General features: G+C 64.8%; 12 protein-coding genes and 2 pseudogenes. 11 read left to right on the top strand and 3 right to left on the bottom strand.

The window, feature by feature from the left end:
* Positions 1 to 79 precede the first annotated feature (79 nt).
* Genes W823_RS0128830 through W823_RS40830 form a run of 6 tightly spaced genes read left to right on the top strand, consistent with a single transcriptional unit; the run spans position 80 to position 6,616 of the window.
* On the top strand, positions 80 to 1,138 hold the full coding sequence (locus W823_RS0128830; RefSeq protein ID WP_031332049.1) for an acyl-CoA dehydrogenase family protein: 1,059 nt from the start codon (positions 80 to 82) through the stop codon (positions 1,136 to 1,138).
* Between the two features lie 2 nt (positions 1,139 to 1,140).
* Positions 1,141 to 2,304 (top strand): acyl-CoA dehydrogenase family protein, encoded by a 1,164-nt coding sequence (locus W823_RS0128825; RefSeq protein WP_031332047.1) that lies wholly within the window; start codon positions 1,141 to 1,143, stop codon positions 2,302 to 2,304.
* Positions 2,305 to 2,309: 5 nt separating this feature from the next.
* The gene (locus W823_RS40845; RefSeq protein WP_023957387.1) at positions 2,310 to 3,344 is read left to right on the top strand and encodes a bifunctional MaoC family dehydratase N-terminal/OB-fold nucleic acid binding domain-containing protein; all 1,035 of its coding nucleotides are present in this window, start codon (positions 2,310 to 2,312) and stop codon (positions 3,342 to 3,344) included.
* Complete coding sequence (locus W823_RS40840) at positions 3,341 to 3,811, top strand: MaoC family dehydratase (RefSeq protein ID WP_232232960.1); 471 nt, start codon at positions 3,341 to 3,343, stop codon at positions 3,809 to 3,811. The genes W823_RS40845 and W823_RS40840 overlap by 4 nt, the downstream gene beginning before the upstream one ends.
* The gene (locus W823_RS40835; protein ID WP_023957385.1) at positions 3,808 to 4,983 is read left to right on the top strand and encodes a lipid-transfer protein; all 1,176 of its coding nucleotides are present in this window, start codon (positions 3,808 to 3,810) and stop codon (positions 4,981 to 4,983) included. Before W823_RS40840 ends, W823_RS40835 begins: the two co-directional genes overlap by 4 nt.
* 10 nt (positions 4,984 to 4,993) lie before the next feature.
* Complete coding sequence (locus W823_RS40830) at positions 4,994 to 6,616, top strand: AMP-binding protein (protein WP_023957384.1); 1,623 nt, start codon at positions 4,994 to 4,996, stop codon at positions 6,614 to 6,616.
* Positions 6,617 to 6,655: 39 nt separating this feature from the next.
* On the opposite strand, the gene W823_RS40825 is transcribed toward W823_RS40830, so the two are convergent.
* On the bottom strand, positions 6,656 to 8,350 hold the full coding sequence (locus tag W823_RS40825; RefSeq protein ID WP_023957383.1) for an MFS transporter: 1,695 nt from the start codon (positions 8,348 to 8,350) through the stop codon (positions 6,656 to 6,658).
* Positions 8,351 to 8,546: 196 nt separating this feature from the next.
* Between W823_RS40825 and W823_RS59270 the strand changes: the two genes are divergently transcribed.
* On the top strand, positions 8,547 to 8,672 hold the full coding sequence (locus W823_RS59270; RefSeq protein WP_255283862.1) for a hypothetical protein: 126 nt from the start codon (positions 8,547 to 8,549) through the stop codon (positions 8,670 to 8,672).
* Between the two features lie 107 nt (positions 8,673 to 8,779).
* Here W823_RS59270 and W823_RS40820 read toward each other — a convergent pair.
* Both W823_RS40820 and kstD read right to left on the bottom strand, forming a co-directional pair.
* Positions 8,780 to 9,639: pseudogene (locus tag W823_RS40820) on the bottom strand (MaoC/PaaZ C-terminal domain-containing protein).
* Positions 9,639 to 11,378, bottom strand: coding sequence for a 3-oxosteroid 1-dehydrogenase (kstD, locus tag W823_RS40815; RefSeq protein WP_051406477.1), 1,740 nt, complete (start codon positions 11,376 to 11,378; stop codon positions 9,639 to 9,641). Before kstD ends, W823_RS40820 begins: the two are co-directional and overlap by 1 nt.
* 147 nt (positions 11,379 to 11,525) lie before the next feature.
* Between kstD and W823_RS40810 the strand changes: the two are divergent.
* The 4 genes and pseudogenes from W823_RS40810 to W823_RS40795 all read left to right on the top strand — a co-directional run bounded on the left by W823_RS40810 (position 11,526) and on the right by W823_RS40795 (position 15,437).
* Positions 11,526 to 12,313 (top strand): annotated as a pseudogene (locus W823_RS40810) (2-keto-4-pentenoate hydratase).
* 54 nt (positions 12,314 to 12,367) lie between these two features.
* Positions 12,368 to 13,288 carry an acetaldehyde dehydrogenase (acetylating) gene (locus W823_RS40805; protein WP_023957380.1) on the top strand — a complete coding sequence of 307 codons (921 nt, stop codon included), beginning with the start codon at positions 12,368 to 12,370 and terminating at the stop codon, positions 13,286 to 13,288.
* 1 nt (position 13,289) lies between these two features.
* Positions 13,290 to 14,366: a 4-hydroxy-2-oxovalerate aldolase gene (gene dmpG, locus W823_RS40800; protein ID WP_031332041.1), complete on the top strand. Its 1,077-nt coding sequence runs from the start codon at positions 13,290 to 13,292 to the stop codon at positions 14,364 to 14,366.
* 348 nt (positions 14,367 to 14,714) lie between these two features.
* Entirely contained in the window at positions 14,715 to 15,437 is a 723-nt protein-coding gene (locus tag W823_RS40795; RefSeq protein ID WP_023957377.1) for a hypothetical protein, read from the top strand.
* Positions 15,438 to 15,464 lie beyond the last annotated feature (27 nt).

Raw genomic sequence — 15,464 nt, 5'->3', positions numbered from 1 at the left:
GTCGACAACACGTAGCTGACGCGCGCCCGACTCTGATACAACTAGAACAGGTTCTAATTCACTGAAGAGGTGCAAAACGGTGGACTTCACCCTCGATTCGACAGCCCAGACTGTGAGCGATGTCATCGCCTCCGTGCTGGAAAGGCACGAGTCGGTGTGGGACGCCTCGCTGTCCGACACCGGCGGCTTCGAGGGTCCGTTGTGGTCGGCCCTCGCCGACTCCGGACTGCTGGCCCTGCCGCTACCCGAGGCGCAGGGCGGTGACGACGTCGCAGTCGGGGGACTGACCCCGGTACCGACCGCGCTCGGTCGCGCTGCCGCGATCACCCCCGCGATCGGAACATTGCTGTCCGGGCTCGCGCCGCTGGTGCAGCGTGCGCCCGACATCGCGGCGAACCTGGGTGCCAAGGTGCAGGCGGGTGGCTGGCTCGCAGCCGCGATCAACGAACCCGGCGCCCCGATGACCTCCACCCCGCACACCGCCGTTTCTGGTGGCAAGCTCTCGGGCGTCAAGACCGGTGTGCTGCACGCCGAAGGCGCCACCGCACTCCTCGTCGCCGCAGACGCGGGTGTTGTGGTTGTGTCACCCGGAGACGACGGCGTGAAAATCACCCGCACCACGTCCTCGTCGGGTTGGGGTGAGTACACGGTCGAGTTCTCGGATGTACCGGCCGACACCGTCATCGGTGGCGACCCGGTGTGGCTCACCCAGCACCACGCCCTGGGAATCGCGGCCTATGCGGATGGGCTGATAGCCGGCGCGATGAAGCTGACCGCCACCCACGTGTCCGAGCGCATCCAATTCGACAAGCCGATCGGGACGTTCCAGGCCGTTCAGCAGCAACTCGCGGACATCTACGTGGTGGCCCGATCGATGACCCTGGCCACCACGTCGGCGGGATGGCGTCTGAGTGAAGGTCTCGACGCCGGAACGGACCTGGCTTTGTCCGGTTATTGGCTGGCACAGGAGATCCCGGCAGCCATGCGCACCATGATCCATCTGCACGGCGGTGTCGGTGTCGACCTGACCTACCCGTTGCACCGCTACTTTTCCCTGGCCAAAGACCTTGCCCGCCTGGTCGGTGGGCCCACTGACCGACTCGACGCACTCGCCGAGCAGGTCGAGGCAGGAGCGTGACAATGTTCATCGATCTCACCCCCGAGCAGCACGCGCTGAAGATGGAATTGCGCGAGTATTTCTCGAACCTCATCTCGCCCGAGGACGCGGTCACCATGCTCACCGAACGGCACGGGCCCACGTACCGCAAGGTGATCCGCCAGATGGGCAAGGACGGGTGGCTCGGCGTCGGATGGCCAAAGGAGTACGGCGGCAGGGGCTTCGGACAGATAGAACAACAGATCTTCGTCAACGAGGCCGCTCGGGCGGACGTGCCGTTGCCTGCGGTGACCTTGCAGACCGTCGGTCCGACGCTGCAGGTGTACGGGACCGACGAGCAGAAGCAACGTTTTCTCCCCGACATCCTGGCCGGTGAGGTGCACTTCGCCATCGGTTACACGGAACCAGACGCCGGTACCGACCTGGCGTCGCTCAAGACCACAGCGGTGCTGGAGGGTGACGAGTACGTCATCAACGGCCAGAAGATCTTCACCACCGGCGGGCACGACGCCGACTACGTGTGGCTGGCATGCCGCACGGACAAAGATGCTCCCAAACACAAGGGCATCTCGATGATCATCGTCGACACCAAGGATCCCGGCTACAGCTGGACCCCGATCATCACGGCCGACCATGCCCATCACGTCAACGCGACGTACTACTCCGATGTGCGCGCGCCCGCGAGCATGGTGGTCGGTGAGGTGAACGGCGGCTGGCGACTGATCACCACCCAGCTCAACCACGAACGGGTCATGTTGGGGCCGGCCGGACGGCTCGACGGTCTGCTGGCCCGCATCACCGACTGGGCCGGCCGGCCGGGGCCCGATGGCACGGTTCCCGGCAAACACACCGACGTCAAGCGGGCGCTGGCCGAGCTCCACGCCTACTACCGGATCAACGAACTGCTCAACTGGCAGGTCGCCTCCGGCGGTGACTCGATCTCCATGGCCGACGCCGCAGCCACCAAAGTCTTTGCCACCGAACGACTCCAGCGAGTCCACCGCTTGATCGACGAAGTGCTCGGCCGGCATGGCGACTTCTCGGATCCCGCGACCGCCGAGCTCGCCGAGTGGTTCGACGTGCAGTCCAAGCGCAACGTCGTCATCACCTTCGGTGGCGGCGTGAACGAGGTGATGCGGGAGATGATTGCGACCGCGGGTCTCGGACTGCCGCGTGGAAAGCGTTGACCACGATGGCATCTGATGCAGCCGCGATCATCGCGGCCACCGACGCGGTCCGCGCTGCCGGTACGAGTGCACCTATCTCAGGTCGCGATCCGATCAACACCCCGATGATCAACAACTGGACCGAGGCGCTCGGCGACACCAACCCCATCTACTCCGACGACGCAGCGGCCCGGGCGGCAGGCCACGACGGCGTTGTCGCGCCTCCGGCAATGGCCCAGGTGTGGACGATGCGGGGCCTCGGAGGCGTGCGCGCCGAGGACGATCCACTCGGCCAGGTCACCGAGATACTCGACCAGGCGGGCTACTCGTCGGTGGTCGCGACCAACTGCGACTCGACCTACCATCGCTACACCAGTCCGGGTGAGCACGTGACCATCGAGGCCGCGCTGACCGACGTCGTCGGCCCCAAGCAGACCGCGCTGGGCGAAGGCTGGTTCTTCACCACCAAGAACATCTGGAAGGTCGGCGACGAGGTGGTGGCCGAGATGGACTTCCGGATCCTCAAGTTCCGCCCCGCCGCGAAGGCGCGGTCAGCAGAGGCGCCGGCGCCCGAACAGGCTGCGGGCGAGGTCATCTCGTCTCTCGGGTCGAACACGGACGACTTCGAGCCGGCAAAGATGATGCGACCCACGCCAACCCTCGACACGCTGTTCTTCTGGGACGGCGTGCGTGCGCACGAACTCCGAATCCAGCAGCGTGCCGACGGATCGCTGCAGCACCCACCGGTGCCCGCATTGTGGAAGCCGACGGGCGAGACCACCGACTACGTAGTGTCGTCGGGCCGGGGCACCGTCTACAGCTACGTGGTCCACCATGCACCGCAGGTGCCCGGACGACGTGTGCCGTTTGTGATCGCTCTCGTCGAACTCGACGAGGGGGTGCGGATGCTCGGAGAACTCCGTGGAGTCGACCCGGCGCAGGTCGAGGTGGGCTACCCGGTACAGGTGGAGTTCATCGACTTCCCGGCAGGTGAGGACGGAGACACCCAGGCATGGACGCTCTATGCCTGGCAGCCCGCGAAAGCAGGAGAACAGTCGTGAGTACACAAGTGGTACCGCCCGCCACGCCTCCCGACGTCAAGGAGGGGGATACGCTCCCCGAGCTGACGATCGAGGCCACTCCGACCTTCGTGGTCTCGACGGCACTGGCCACCAGGGACTTTCAGGACGTGCACCATGATCGCGACCTCGCGCATCAGAAGGGGTCGAAGGACATCTTCGTCAACATCCTCACCGACACCGGCCTGGTGCAGCGATACATCACCGATTGGGCCGGTCAGCGAGCGCAGATCCGGTCGATCAAACTGCGCCTCGGCGTGCCCTGGTACGCCTACGACACCCTCACGCTGACCGGGACCGTCACCTCGGTCGCCGACGGTCTGGTGAACGTCGAGGTGGTCGGGACGGACAGTCTGGGAAAGCACATCACCTCGCAGGTGTCACTGGTGATGGATCGCACCGTCGCCGGCGCGGTTGCGGAAACGAGCCGAGCGGGGGTTGCCGGATGAGCGGTCAATTGTCCGGCGCCGCAGCGATTGCCGGAATCGGCGCCACCGACTTCTCGAAGAACTCCGGTCGCAGCGAGTTGCGGCTGGCAGCCGAGGCGGTCACCGCGGCCATCGCCGACGCGGGTCTGGCACCCTCCGATGTCGATGGCCTGGTCTCGTTCACCATGGACACCAACACCGAGATCGCGGTCGCGCGTTCCGCCGGGATCGGCGAGCTGAAGTATTTCTCGCGTATCCACTACGGCGGTGGTGCGGCTTGTTCCACGGTGCAGCAGGCAGCCATGGCCGTGGCCACCGGCGTCGCCGATGTCGTTGTCGCATACCGGGCGTTCAACGAACGGTCGGGGATGCGGTTCGGGCAAGTGAATACCTCGCTGGTGGCCCAGGACAACTCCTCGGGCACCGACAACGCGTTCAGCTACCCGCACGGGTTGAGCACTCCTGCCGCCTTCGTCGCCATGGTCGCTCAGCGATACATGCACGAGTACGGCGCCACGAGTGAGGATTTCGGCCGGATCTCGGTGGTGGGCCGTAAGCATGCAGCGGTCAATCCGAACGCGTTCTTCTATGGAAAGCCGATCACCCTCGAGGACCACCAGAACTCGCGGTACATCGCCGAGCCGCTCCATCTGCTCGACTGCTGCCAGGAATCCGACGGTGGCGTGGCGTTTGTCGTGGTCTCGGCCGAGCGGGCCAAGGACTTGCCTCATCCGCCGGCCGTCATCGCCGGTGCGGCATCGGGAAGTGGCAACGACCAATACATCATGACCAGCTACTACCGTGACGAGCTCGCCGGTCTTCCAGAGATGGGTCTGGTCGGCAGGCAGCTGTGGGAGCAGTCCGGACTCGGTCCGGACGACATGGATCTGGCAATCCTGTACGACCACTTCACCCCGTACACGTTGATGCAGCTCGAAGAACTGGGCTTCTGCGGCAGGGGAGACGCCAAGGACTTCGTCCGCGAACCCGGCGCGCTCGAGGTCGGTGGACGGTTGCCTCTCAACACCCACGGCGGCCAGCTCGGCGAGGCGTACATCCACGGGATGAACGGCATCGCCGAGGCCGTACGGCAGCTTCGCGGAAAGTCGGTCAATCAGGTTCCCGGTGCCAGCAAGGTCGTCGTCACCGCCGGAACTGGCGTTCCCACAAGTGGTTTGGTACTCACAGCTTAGGAGTTGCGCGATGGGGTTCAATCTGGCGGATGTCTTCGAGACCGTGGCGGACGCGGTTCCGGACACGGTGGCGCTCACCTACGAGGGCGTCGACCACAGCTACCGACAGCTCGAGGTCGAATCGAACAAGGTGGCCCACATGCTGACCGCCGCCGGTATCGGTGCGGCCGAGCATGTCTCGCTGTTCCTCAAGAACAGCGTGGAACACGTGACCACCATCCTCGGTGTGATCAAGATCCGCGCCGTACCGATCAACATCAACTACCGGTACACACCGGCGGAGTTGCTCTACATCTTCGAGAACTCCGATTCGGTTGCGATCGTGGTCGAGGAAGCCGAGCACCAGGACAATCTCGCCACAATCGTCGGTCAGATCCCCACGTTGCGAACGATCTTCGTGATCGGTGAGATCACCGAACAGCTGTCGGTGGCCGCCGCGGACGCGGGTGTCGACGTTCGGTTGTTCGATCCGTCGGGTCAGTCGGACGAGCGAGACTTCGAGCCCAGGACCGGCGACGAGCTGTGGGTCCTCTACACGGGCGGAACAACGGGATACCCCAAAGGCGTCATGTGGCGACACGACGACTTCTTTCACAAACCTCTGTCCGGCGGCAATCCGTACGAGGACAAACCTCGCAAGGACCTTGCCGAGATCGGCGCTGCAGCCAAGGAGTTCCCCGGTCTGTCCTTCTTGATTGCGGCGCCACTCATGCACGGCGCAGCCCTGTACTCGCTGTTCACCTTCCTCACCTTGGGCGCCAGACTGGTGCTGATGCGTGCTTTCGATCCGGAGAAGGTCGTGCGGTCGATCGAGGCCGACAAGGTCAATGTGGTGCTGATCGTCGGCGACGGCATGGGTTCCCCCTTGGCCGACGCGATGCAGAAGCTCAAGGACGAGGTCGACATGTCGACGCTGTTCTCCATCACCTCCGGTGGTGCGATCTGGTCGGTGGGTGTTCGGGAGAAAATGCTGGCCGCCAAGCCGGACCTGTTGCTGCGCGACAACTTCGGAGCGTCGGAAACCGGCAACGACGGTGCCTTCGAAGTACGCGAGGACGGCACGCTGGCGATGCCACCCACCTCGAAGATGACCGTGGTCGACGAGAAGCTCAACGTGATCGAACCCGGAACCGGAGACGTGGGCATGATCGCCCGCATCGGCAGGGTCCCGCTCGGCTATTACCGGGACGAGGAGAAGTCGGCACGTACGTTCCCGACACTGCCCGACGGGACGCGTCTGGCGGTGCTCGGCGACATGGGACAGGTGGAGGCCGACGGGACGATCGTGTTCCTGGGCCGCGGGTCGCAGTGCATCAACACCGGAGGCGAGAAGGTCTTCGCCGAGGAGGTGGAGGCGTGCCTTCACGCACACCCCTCGGTCGCAGACGCGCTGGTTGTTCCCGCACCCGATGAGCGGATGGGTCAGAAGGTGTCTGCGGTCGTCGCGATTCGTCCCGACGCTCCAGAGCCCGATCTCGACGAGATCCAGGCCCACTGCCGAACGATGCTCGCCGGGTACAAGATCCCGCGGCTGCTGGTGGTGGTGGACGAGATCAAGCGCACGCCGGCCGGCAAGGCGGACTACCGATGGGCCAAGCAGGCTGCGCTGGACGCGACGGGCACGCCGGTCTAGTCCTCAGCGGCAACGAGTGGTCCGGTCACCCGGGTCCGGTCAGTCGGTCGACGACTTGGCCGCAGTCGCGGCAGCAGGGTGCCCGGTGGGCAATTCGCCCACCGTGGCGTCCTGCCCGCCCATCGCCTTCGGGGTGAAGATGGCCAACAGCACCGCACCGGCGATCCCGATCGAACCGAGAACGATGCAGGCGGTGTTCATGGGTCCGACAAAGGCTTCTTTTGCACCCTCGGAGATCTGCGCGGCGAGTTCGGGTTGGCGCGGCGCGATGCCCTGAGCAACCTGCAGTGCTTCGGCGAGTGTGCGCGTGATGTGTTCGCCGATGGAACCGGCCGCGGAGGTGGCCTGTTGCGCCTGTTCGGGCTGGCCGGCCGCCTGCAATTGACTCGCGGCCTGGGTCAGCTGGTTCTGGGCCGAATCTGCGGTCGGCTGAACATCTCTCGTGTAGCCGGCGGCCAGTAGGCTGCCGGCGATGGCGATTCCGACCGCCGAGCCCAGCTCTCGAGCGGTGTCGTTGACCGCCGAACCGACTCCCTGATTGTCGGCAGGGGTGTTCACCATGATCCCGGTGGTGGACGGTGCGGTGGCGATTCCCAGACCCGCCGCCATGACGATCAGCGACACCGCGATCGTCCAGTACTCGGTGTGATCGATGACGCCCAGCATGACGACGCCCACGCCCATGAAAAAGGTGCCGACGGCCAGGATGGCACGCAGATTGATCTTCACCGCAACCCAGTTGCCCAGCAACGAGAAGATCATCACGACCACCACGAGGGGGAACATCGCGACGGCCGACTTCAACGGGGAGTAGCCGAACACCAGCTGCAACCGCTGCAGCAGGACAAAGAACACCCCGAAGGCGACCAAGAATTGGAGCATGATGCTGAAGGCGCCGGCAGAGAAGGCCCGGTTGCGGAACAGCGTGACGTCGAGCAGGGGCTGGGCCCGCCTCGTCTGGAGCATCCAGAAGACCCCGATCAGGGCGACACCGCCGACCAGGGCGGCGATGACAAGCGGGTTGACCCAGCCGCGGTGTGGAGCCTCGATGAGACCGAATACGACAAGCGCGATGGCTGCCGCAGAGCTGATCGAGCCGATCAGATCGAAGCGTTTCGAGGTGGAGTCGCGAGATGTCGGGATGGTGCACGAGAGCACAGCGGTGGTTCCTGCTGCGACGGCGAACGCGATGAAGATGGAATGCCAGTCGAAGAACTCGAGCAATATCCCGGTGACGAAGAATCCGCCGATTGCCCCGATCCCGGCCACGCCGGCCCAGATGCTCACAGCCAGTGGTCGTTTGGACTCCGGCACCCCTGAGGTGATCAGCGACAGGGTCGCCGGCATCGCGAAGGCGGCACCCACACCGGTGAAACAGCGCGAGGCGATGAACAGGTTCGGATCATTGATCCACACCGGCAGGAGGGAGCCGATGGCGAAGATGATGAGACCACCGACCAGAGCCAGGCGGCGGCCGTATCGGTCGCCCAGAGCGCCGGCAGGCAACAGCAGGGCGGCCAGGGTCAGCGTGTATCCGTCGATGAGCCAGGTCAGCTGGTTCGACGTCGCCTCGATGTCGGGAGCGATCTCGGGAATCGCGGTGTTCAACGCGGCCATCGCAGCCACGACCATCGAGACGGCGGTGCACACCACGAAGATGAGCCAGACGGTTCGGAGTCCGAACTTCTCGTCTGTTCCCGAATCGCTCGGCGACGCCCCCACAGATGTCTTCATCCACTCAAAGTAGTCGAGTGGAACGTGTTCTAGACACACCTTCGTGTTGTGTAATCGTTATCACGATCCCACGGTGTGGCACACACGCATCGACTGTCTCTTATGTCACATTAACAACACTGGTAACTCGACAGTGAGCTTGCTGGTACAGACCGACCCAGCCGGGTCCGGCCACACCCACATGAGAGGGAATCCGATGGCCTCAACTCAGGTCAACGACGTCTCGGCGGTCAAGCTGCGCGCATGGCGTGTGCTCACGATGCTGGCGTCACTCGTCGCCGTCATCGTCGGGCTCGTTGCCATCTTCATGAGCGCTGCCTGACAACGCTTTACAACTCTTGTCGCCGGTATTGCCGAGCTGTCGGTGCCGGCCACCGATCGCGATGCGGACCTGTCCGGCAGTCCCGCCCGCGATCAGCAGATGGGCCGTCAGCGCCTCGTCAGCACCACGTTCCCGAGGGCCGGTGCATCGTCGCGATCGGCCACGGATGCGGAGATGAGAAGGCGAGATCCGTCTTCCCACACCTTGATTCGTAGAGTCTCGCCCGGAAAGACGATACCGGCGAACTTCGCCGCATATCGCTCGATCTGGTCCACGTCTCCGCCGAGCATCGTGTCCGTGACAGCGCGGCACACCGTTCCGTACGTGCAGAGCCCGTGAAGTATCGGCCGGGGGAAGCCTGCCATCTCGGCGAACTCCGGACTCGAGTGCAACGGGTTGCGGTCGCCGCAGAGACGGTAGAGGAGCGCTTGTTGCGGGAGCGTCTTCTCCTCGATCGTCCGATCCGGTTCGCGGTCGGGGTAGGCCACCTTGTCCGAGCTCCCACGCTCGCCGCCGAATCCGCCTTCGCCCTTGGCGAAGATGGCCGAACGCGCAGTCCACAGCGGCTCACCGGCGTCGTCGATCGTCGTCGACTCCTGAACGATGACCGCGGCCGAGCCCTTGTCCTGGAGTTCGGCGATGGTGGTACGTGTGGTGGCCGAACCCGAAGGCGGGATGGGGCGGTGCACGGTCACCTCTTGCGAACCGTGAACCACTGCGGCAAGGTCGATTTCGATGCCGGGCATGGAGACCTTCGGTGGCTCGGTCTCGTGGAAGCTCGCGGCGACGGTAGCGAACGTGGGAAGCACCTTCGGTTCGGCGTCGTGCAGATACCGAAGGCTGTTCGCGTCCAGCGGGTCTGCGCCTGCGCCGACGCCAGGTGATAGAGCGCGATGTCGGAGGCGTTCCAGCTGAATGTGGTCTGGCCGACCTCGGCGCCGAGTGCGACCGACGGATCGATGGGCATCAGCTGGCCCTCTCTCCGGCGGCACGCGACCGCTGAGCGTTGTCGGCGATGTCCAGTGCGGCAAGGTATCCGAAGACCATTGCGGGCCCGATGGTGGCGCCGGGCCCGGCATAGGTGTGGCCCATGACCGGCGAACTCGTGTTGCCTGCGGCGTAGAGCCCCTCGATGATCGATCCGTCGGCGCGCAGAGCGCGGCCTGCCGCGTCGGTGTTGATCCCGCCCTTGGTCCCGAGGTCGCCCGGCACCATCTTCACTGCGTAGAACGGCGCCTTCTTCAGGGGGCCCAGGCTTGGGTTGGGCTTGTTGGTGATGTCGCCGTAGTAGTGGTCGTACTGGCTCACCCCGCGCCCGAAGTCCTCGTCCTCGCCCTTCTTCGCGAATTCGTTGAACCGCTCGGTGGTTCGGGACAGACGGTCGGCGGGCACGCCGATCTTTTCCGCGAGTTCGGCCAGACTTCCGGCCTTGGTGATCACGCCGGACTTGAACCACTTGCCGGGCAACGGTTGACGGCCCGACACCGATGCGAACATGTACCGGTTGCGGTAGGTCTGGTCGAACACCAGCCAGCACGGCAGGTTCTCTCCTGGCCCCTCGCCCTGGCCGAACTCGCCGCCGTACATCCGGTGCACGGCTTCCACGTAGGGCAGTGACTCGTTCATGAAGCGTTCGCCGCGGTCGTTGACCATGAAGCTGCCCGGGAGTGCGCGCTCGGAGAGAGCGAACCACGGCCCGCGGGGGAGCGGGATCGTCGGACCCCACCAGGCGTCTTCCATGAAGCTCACGCCCGCACCGATTTTCAGGCCCGCGTTGATGCCGTCGCCGGTGTTGGACTCGGCGCCGGTGGTCCACTGCGATCCGATGGGTTCGCGCTGGTATTTGTGGCGCATCTCCTCGTTGTGCTCGAAGCCGCCACACGCGAGCACCACGCCGTGCCGGGCACGGATGGTTCTCTGCTTGCCGTCGGTCTCCACCACCACGCCGACGACGCGACCGTTCTCGGTGACCAGATCGACGAGCCCGGTGTTCAGGCGCAACGGGATACCGGCCTGACGGACTCCGAGAAGCAGCTCCGCGGTGAGAGCGGCGCCCATCGCGATCAGTCGTTTGCCGGTCAGCTTGGCCACGGCGAACCGCGTGGCGACCTTGATCGCGCGCAGGGGCCCGCGCCAGTGACGCAGTCCTGTGCTCAGCCAGCGGTAGTCCGACTGCATCACCACCACGTTCAAGGGGGATTTGCTGTACGGGGGGTGCAGGGTCTTGATGTCGTCACCCAGTTTGCGGGAGTCGAACGGCTTGGGCTCGCAGGAGCGCCCGCCCACCCGGCCGCCCGGTGCCTCCGGGTAATAGTCGGAGTAGTTCTTGACCCACTCCAGTTCGAGGGGCGCGTGCTCGCTCAGGAAGTCGAGCGCCTCGGGACCGCGGTCGATGTAGGCGTCGATGCGCTCCGGTGCCACACCGTCGCCCACGATGGCGCGGACATAGGTGCGTGCGGCCTCGGGATCGTCCTTGACGCCATCACGCTTGAGCACCTGGTTGTTCGGGATCCAGACACCTCCACCCGACCGGGAGGTGGATCCACCCCAGTACGGCGACTTCTCGATGATCACTGTGTCGAGGCCATGAGCGGCGGCCGTGATGGCCGAACTCATACCGGCGCCACCGGCGCCGACGACGATCACATCGAAGATCTCGTCCCCAGGAATCTCTTCCGAACGGCTCATCATTGCCCCTTCGCGCATTGCCGAGCTCTACCCTCTAGGTAGAACACGTTATAAACTCACGTCCATGGCAGGCTATACCAGCCTGGAAGGCATTGGCGAGTGCCTGACAGCCCCAAAACAGAAACACGTTCCAGTGCCCAGCTCGTACTGCAGGAGGAGCCACCAGTGACCGTTTCCGACCAGGAACGTCAGCGTATCGCCGACGATCTGGCCCGGGCCGAGGCGACCGCGGTCGCATCGATCCACCGGTGGTGAGCCACCCGGATCTCGACGTCACAGACGCCTACGAGATCCAGCTGATCAACATCCGCAGGCGGCTCGAGGCGGGTGCGTCGGTCGCCGGCCACAAGGTGGGCCTGGCGTCTGAGGCGATGCAGAAGATGATGGGTGTCGACGAGCCGGACTACGGTCACCTGCTCGACGTGATGCAGTATCACGAGCACACCCCGATCGATGCCACCAAGTTCTGCTATCCCCGGGTCGAGGTCGAGGTCGGATTCATCCTCGGCGCTGATCTGCCCGGTGCGGGCTGCACCAACGACGACGTGATCGCGGCGGTCGAGTGGGTGGTTCCCTCGATCGAACTGATCGACAGCCGCATCCGAGACTGGAAGATCTCTCTGCCCGACACCATTGCCGACAACGCGTCGTCCTGCGGCTGGGTGCTGGGCGAACAGCGCGTCCGCATCTCCGACATCGACACCGGCAACATCGACGCCACCTTGCACCGCAACGACGAGTTGATCGCCGAGGGAAACTCGAGCGCGGTGCTCGGTCATCCGCTCAACGCGGTGTCCTGGCTGGCACGAAAGGTCGAGAGCTTCGGTGTTCGCCTGCGAAAGGGTGACGTCATCCTTCCGGGCACCGCCACCAGGGCGATCGACATCCGGTCGGGCGACCACTTCGTCGCACAGTTCGCCGGACTCGGCAGCGTCACGCTGGATTTCACGTAGCACCGCACACATCACCGAAAACTTTGGCAAGACCTGAGGTTAGGAGCACCACCCGTGGCACAGAAGGTCACTGCAGCAATCATCGGTTCGGGCAACATCGGGACCGACCTGATGTACAAGTTGGCGCGTTCGGAGGTGATCGAACCACGCTGGATGGTGGGTATCGACGCAGACTCCGAGGGCATGAAGCGTGCGGCCGACCACGGGCTCATCACGATGGCGGGCGGGGCTGACGAACTCCTGGCGTCAGAAGAGAAGCCCGACATCATCTTCGAGGCCACCTCGGCCTACGTACACCGTGAGTACGCCCCGAAGTACGAGGCGGCCGGCATCACCGCGGTGGACCTCACCCCGGCTGCCATCGGCCCTGCCGTGGTTCCCCCGGCGAACCTGCGGGAGCATCTCGACGCACCGAACACCAACATGATCACCTGCGGCGGCCAGGCGACCATTCCGATGGTCCACGCCGTCTCGTCCGTGGTGCCGGTGGTGTACGCCGAGATCGTGGCGTCTGTGTCGTCCGAGTCCGCCGGACCGGGAACGCGGGCGAACATCGATGAGTTCACGCGTGCCACATCGCGGGGAATCGAGACGATCGGCGGCGCCGACCGGGGTAAGGCGATCATCATCCTCAACCCGGCCGATCCGCCGATGATCATGCGCGACACGATCTTCTGCGCAATTCCGGAGGATGCCGACACCGACGCCATCGCTCAGTCGATCTTGGATCGCGAGAAGGAAATCCAGCAATACGTGCCGGGTTACCGACTGTTGCAAGAGCCGCAGTTCGACCCGCCCAGCGTGGTCAACGGTGGGATGGCCCGGGTGTCGATCTTCGTGGAGGTCGAAGGCGCCGGTGACTTCCTGCCGCCGTACGCGGGCAACCTCGACATCATGACCGCCGCCGCCACCAAGGTGGGCGAAGAGATCGCGAAGAAGAAGCTTGCCGAGAAGGCAGAAAAGGTTGGTGTCTGACATGTTCGCTGATTCGGCAGACCTCATGGCAGGTGCTCGCAAATACAGTGATGCCCTGGACATTCGCATCACGGATTCGTCGTTGCGTGACGGCAGCCATCACAAGCGTCACCAGTTCACCGAGCAAGAGGTGCGTGACATCGTGGCCGCCCTCGATGGTGCGGGTGTTCCGGTGATCGAGGTGACCCACGGCGACGGTCTCGGTGGGTCGTCCTTCAACTACGGGTTCTCGAAGACTCCTGAGCAGCAGTTAATCCGGGCGGCGGTCGAGACGGCGACGACGGCGAAGATCGCGTTCTTGATGTTGCCTGGTCTGGGGATCAAGGACGACATCCGGGCGGCGCAGGACAACGGTGCGCAGATCTGTCGTATCGCGACCCATTGCACCGAGGCCGATGTGTCGATTCAGCATTTCGGGTTGGCGCGTGAGTTGGGGCTCGAGACCGTGGGGTTCTTGATGATGTCGCACAGTCAGCCTCCCGAGGTGCTCGCGAAACAGGCGCGGATCATGGCCGATGCGGGTTGCCAGTGTGTGTACGTCGTCGATTCGGCCGGCGCACTGGTGCTGGAACAGGTGTCGGATCGGGTGTCCGCATTGCGTGCCGAGCTGGGGGACGACGCTCAGATCGGCTTCCACGGCCATGAGAACCTCGACATCGCGGTCGCCAATTCCATTGCGGCCGTTCGGGCGGGCGCTCAACAGATCGATGGGTCGGTCCGCCGCTTCGGTGCCGGCGCCGGCAACACGCCCGTGGAGGCGTTTGTCGGTGTCTGCGACAAGCTGGGTATCAGCACCGGCATCGACTTCATGAAGATCGCCGACGCCGCGCAGGACGTGGTGCGGCCGGTCATGCCCACCGAATGCCTGGTCGACCGGCCCGCGATGATGATGGGCTACGCCGGGTGTTACAGCTCGTTCCTCAAGCACGCCGAGGGCCACGCCGAGAAGTACGGTGTGTCCGCCGCAGCGATCTTGATCGAGGCGGGCAGTCGAAAGCTGGTCGGTGGCCAGGAAGACCAACTGATCGACATCGCCCTGGAACTCAAGAAGAAGCAGGACGCGAACGCCGGCGTGTGAGAGTTCGCCGCCTGCGTTGCCGCCGACTCGCGGGCCTCGGTCTCCACCGAACACCGGACGCTACGATCGGGGTCCGAACGTGCGTCCGCGCGTCGGTGATGCACTGATCAGGGGGAGAACATGACCTACGGTCCGCCATCCGGAAACAGCGGTGGGTTCCCGCCGCCTGGGGGTCCCGGCGGCCATCAGCCCGGTGGGTACCATCCCGGGGGTCATCAACCTGGCCACCAACCGGGACCCGGCTATCCGCCGCAGCAACCCGGTTATCAGTCGGCCTTCGGTTCCGCCGGTCCGAACCAGACGTCCGCCAAGAGTCGACTGCTCGCTCCCAGGTCGTCCAATTCCGCGGTGAGGTTCCCGGGCATCGCTCTTGCCGTCGGCGGCCTGCTGATCGTGCTGTTCAGCTTTTTCACCTGGGCGTCACAGGACTTCGGTGTTGGAAGCGTGTCGATCAGTGGCCTCGGTTCGGTGACCATCGACGCAGGCGACGACACGGCCGACTCGAGCGAGGTGGCCGACGCCGAGAGCGAGGCAGAGGCCGAAACCAGTGCGCCGGGCATCGCCACCATCATCATCGGGCTCCTGTTGGCCGGTGCTGCTGTTCCGTTGATCATCAACAGGTATCCCGCGATCGCGGCCATCGCGGGGACGGTTCTGGGACTGGTCGCGGTGATCGTGTCCCTTGTGTTCATCGCCGACCCGGGCAGTGTTGTCATCGACGGCGATGCCGGCGACACCTCCGAGGTGGACGCGGGGTGGGCACTGTGGCTTGTGGTCCTCGGCGCGTTCATCACCTTGATCGCTGCCGGCGTCGCCGCTTATTTGGCCTTGGCCGCGGGTAAGGGCAGTCGGCCCGGGCCCGGAGTGTCCGGTCCGAACCAGCCACAGGGCGGCGGTCAGCCACAAGGCTACGGTCAGCCACCGGCTCACGGTCAGCCGCAAGGTTACGGTCCACCGCCGCAGCAGTTCGGTACTCCCGGCGGACAGGCCGGGGGCTACGGACAAGCGCCCGGGCCGTACTACGGCCCGCCCGGTTCGGGCAATCAGAGGCCCGGTCCGTACGGACAGTGAGGGTTACGACAGAAGAACACCACTCGC

This window comes from Williamsia sp. D3 (assembly GCF_000506245.1).
Classification (GTDB): domain Bacteria; phylum Actinomycetota; class Actinomycetes; order Mycobacteriales; family Mycobacteriaceae; genus Williamsia; species Williamsia muralis.
Note: the sequence above shows the minus strand (reverse complement) of the source record. Positions and strands in the feature narration are given on the sequence as shown.

Bases quoted from the DNA above. Each gene is read 5' to 3' on its own strand.
- W823_RS0128825 (WP_031332047.1), top strand. From the start codon at position 1,141: ATGTTCATCGATCTCACCCCCGAGCAGCACGCGCTGAAGATGGAATTG.
- W823_RS40845 (WP_023957387.1), top strand. From the start codon at position 2,310: ATGGCATCTGATGCAGCCGCGATCATCGCGGCCACCGACGCGGTCCGC.
- W823_RS40835 (WP_023957385.1), top strand. From the start codon at position 3,808: ATGAGCGGTCAATTGTCCGGCGCCGCAGCGATTGCCGGAATCGGCGCC.
- W823_RS40830 (WP_023957384.1), top strand. From the start codon at position 4,994: ATGGGGTTCAATCTGGCGGATGTCTTCGAGACCGTGGCGGACGCGGTT.
- W823_RS40825 (WP_023957383.1), bottom strand. From the start codon at position 8,350: ATGAAGACATCTGTGGGGGCGTCGCCGAGCGATTCGGGAACAGACGAG.
- W823_RS59270 (WP_255283862.1), top strand. From the start codon at position 8,547: ATGGCCTCAACTCAGGTCAACGACGTCTCGGCGGTCAAGCTGCGCGCA.
- kstD (WP_051406477.1), bottom strand. From the start codon at position 11,378: ATGCGCGAAGGGGCAATGATGAGCCGTTCGGAAGAGATTCCTGGGGAC.
- dmpG (WP_031332041.1), top strand. From the start codon at position 13,290: ATGTTCGCTGATTCGGCAGACCTCATGGCAGGTGCTCGCAAATACAGT.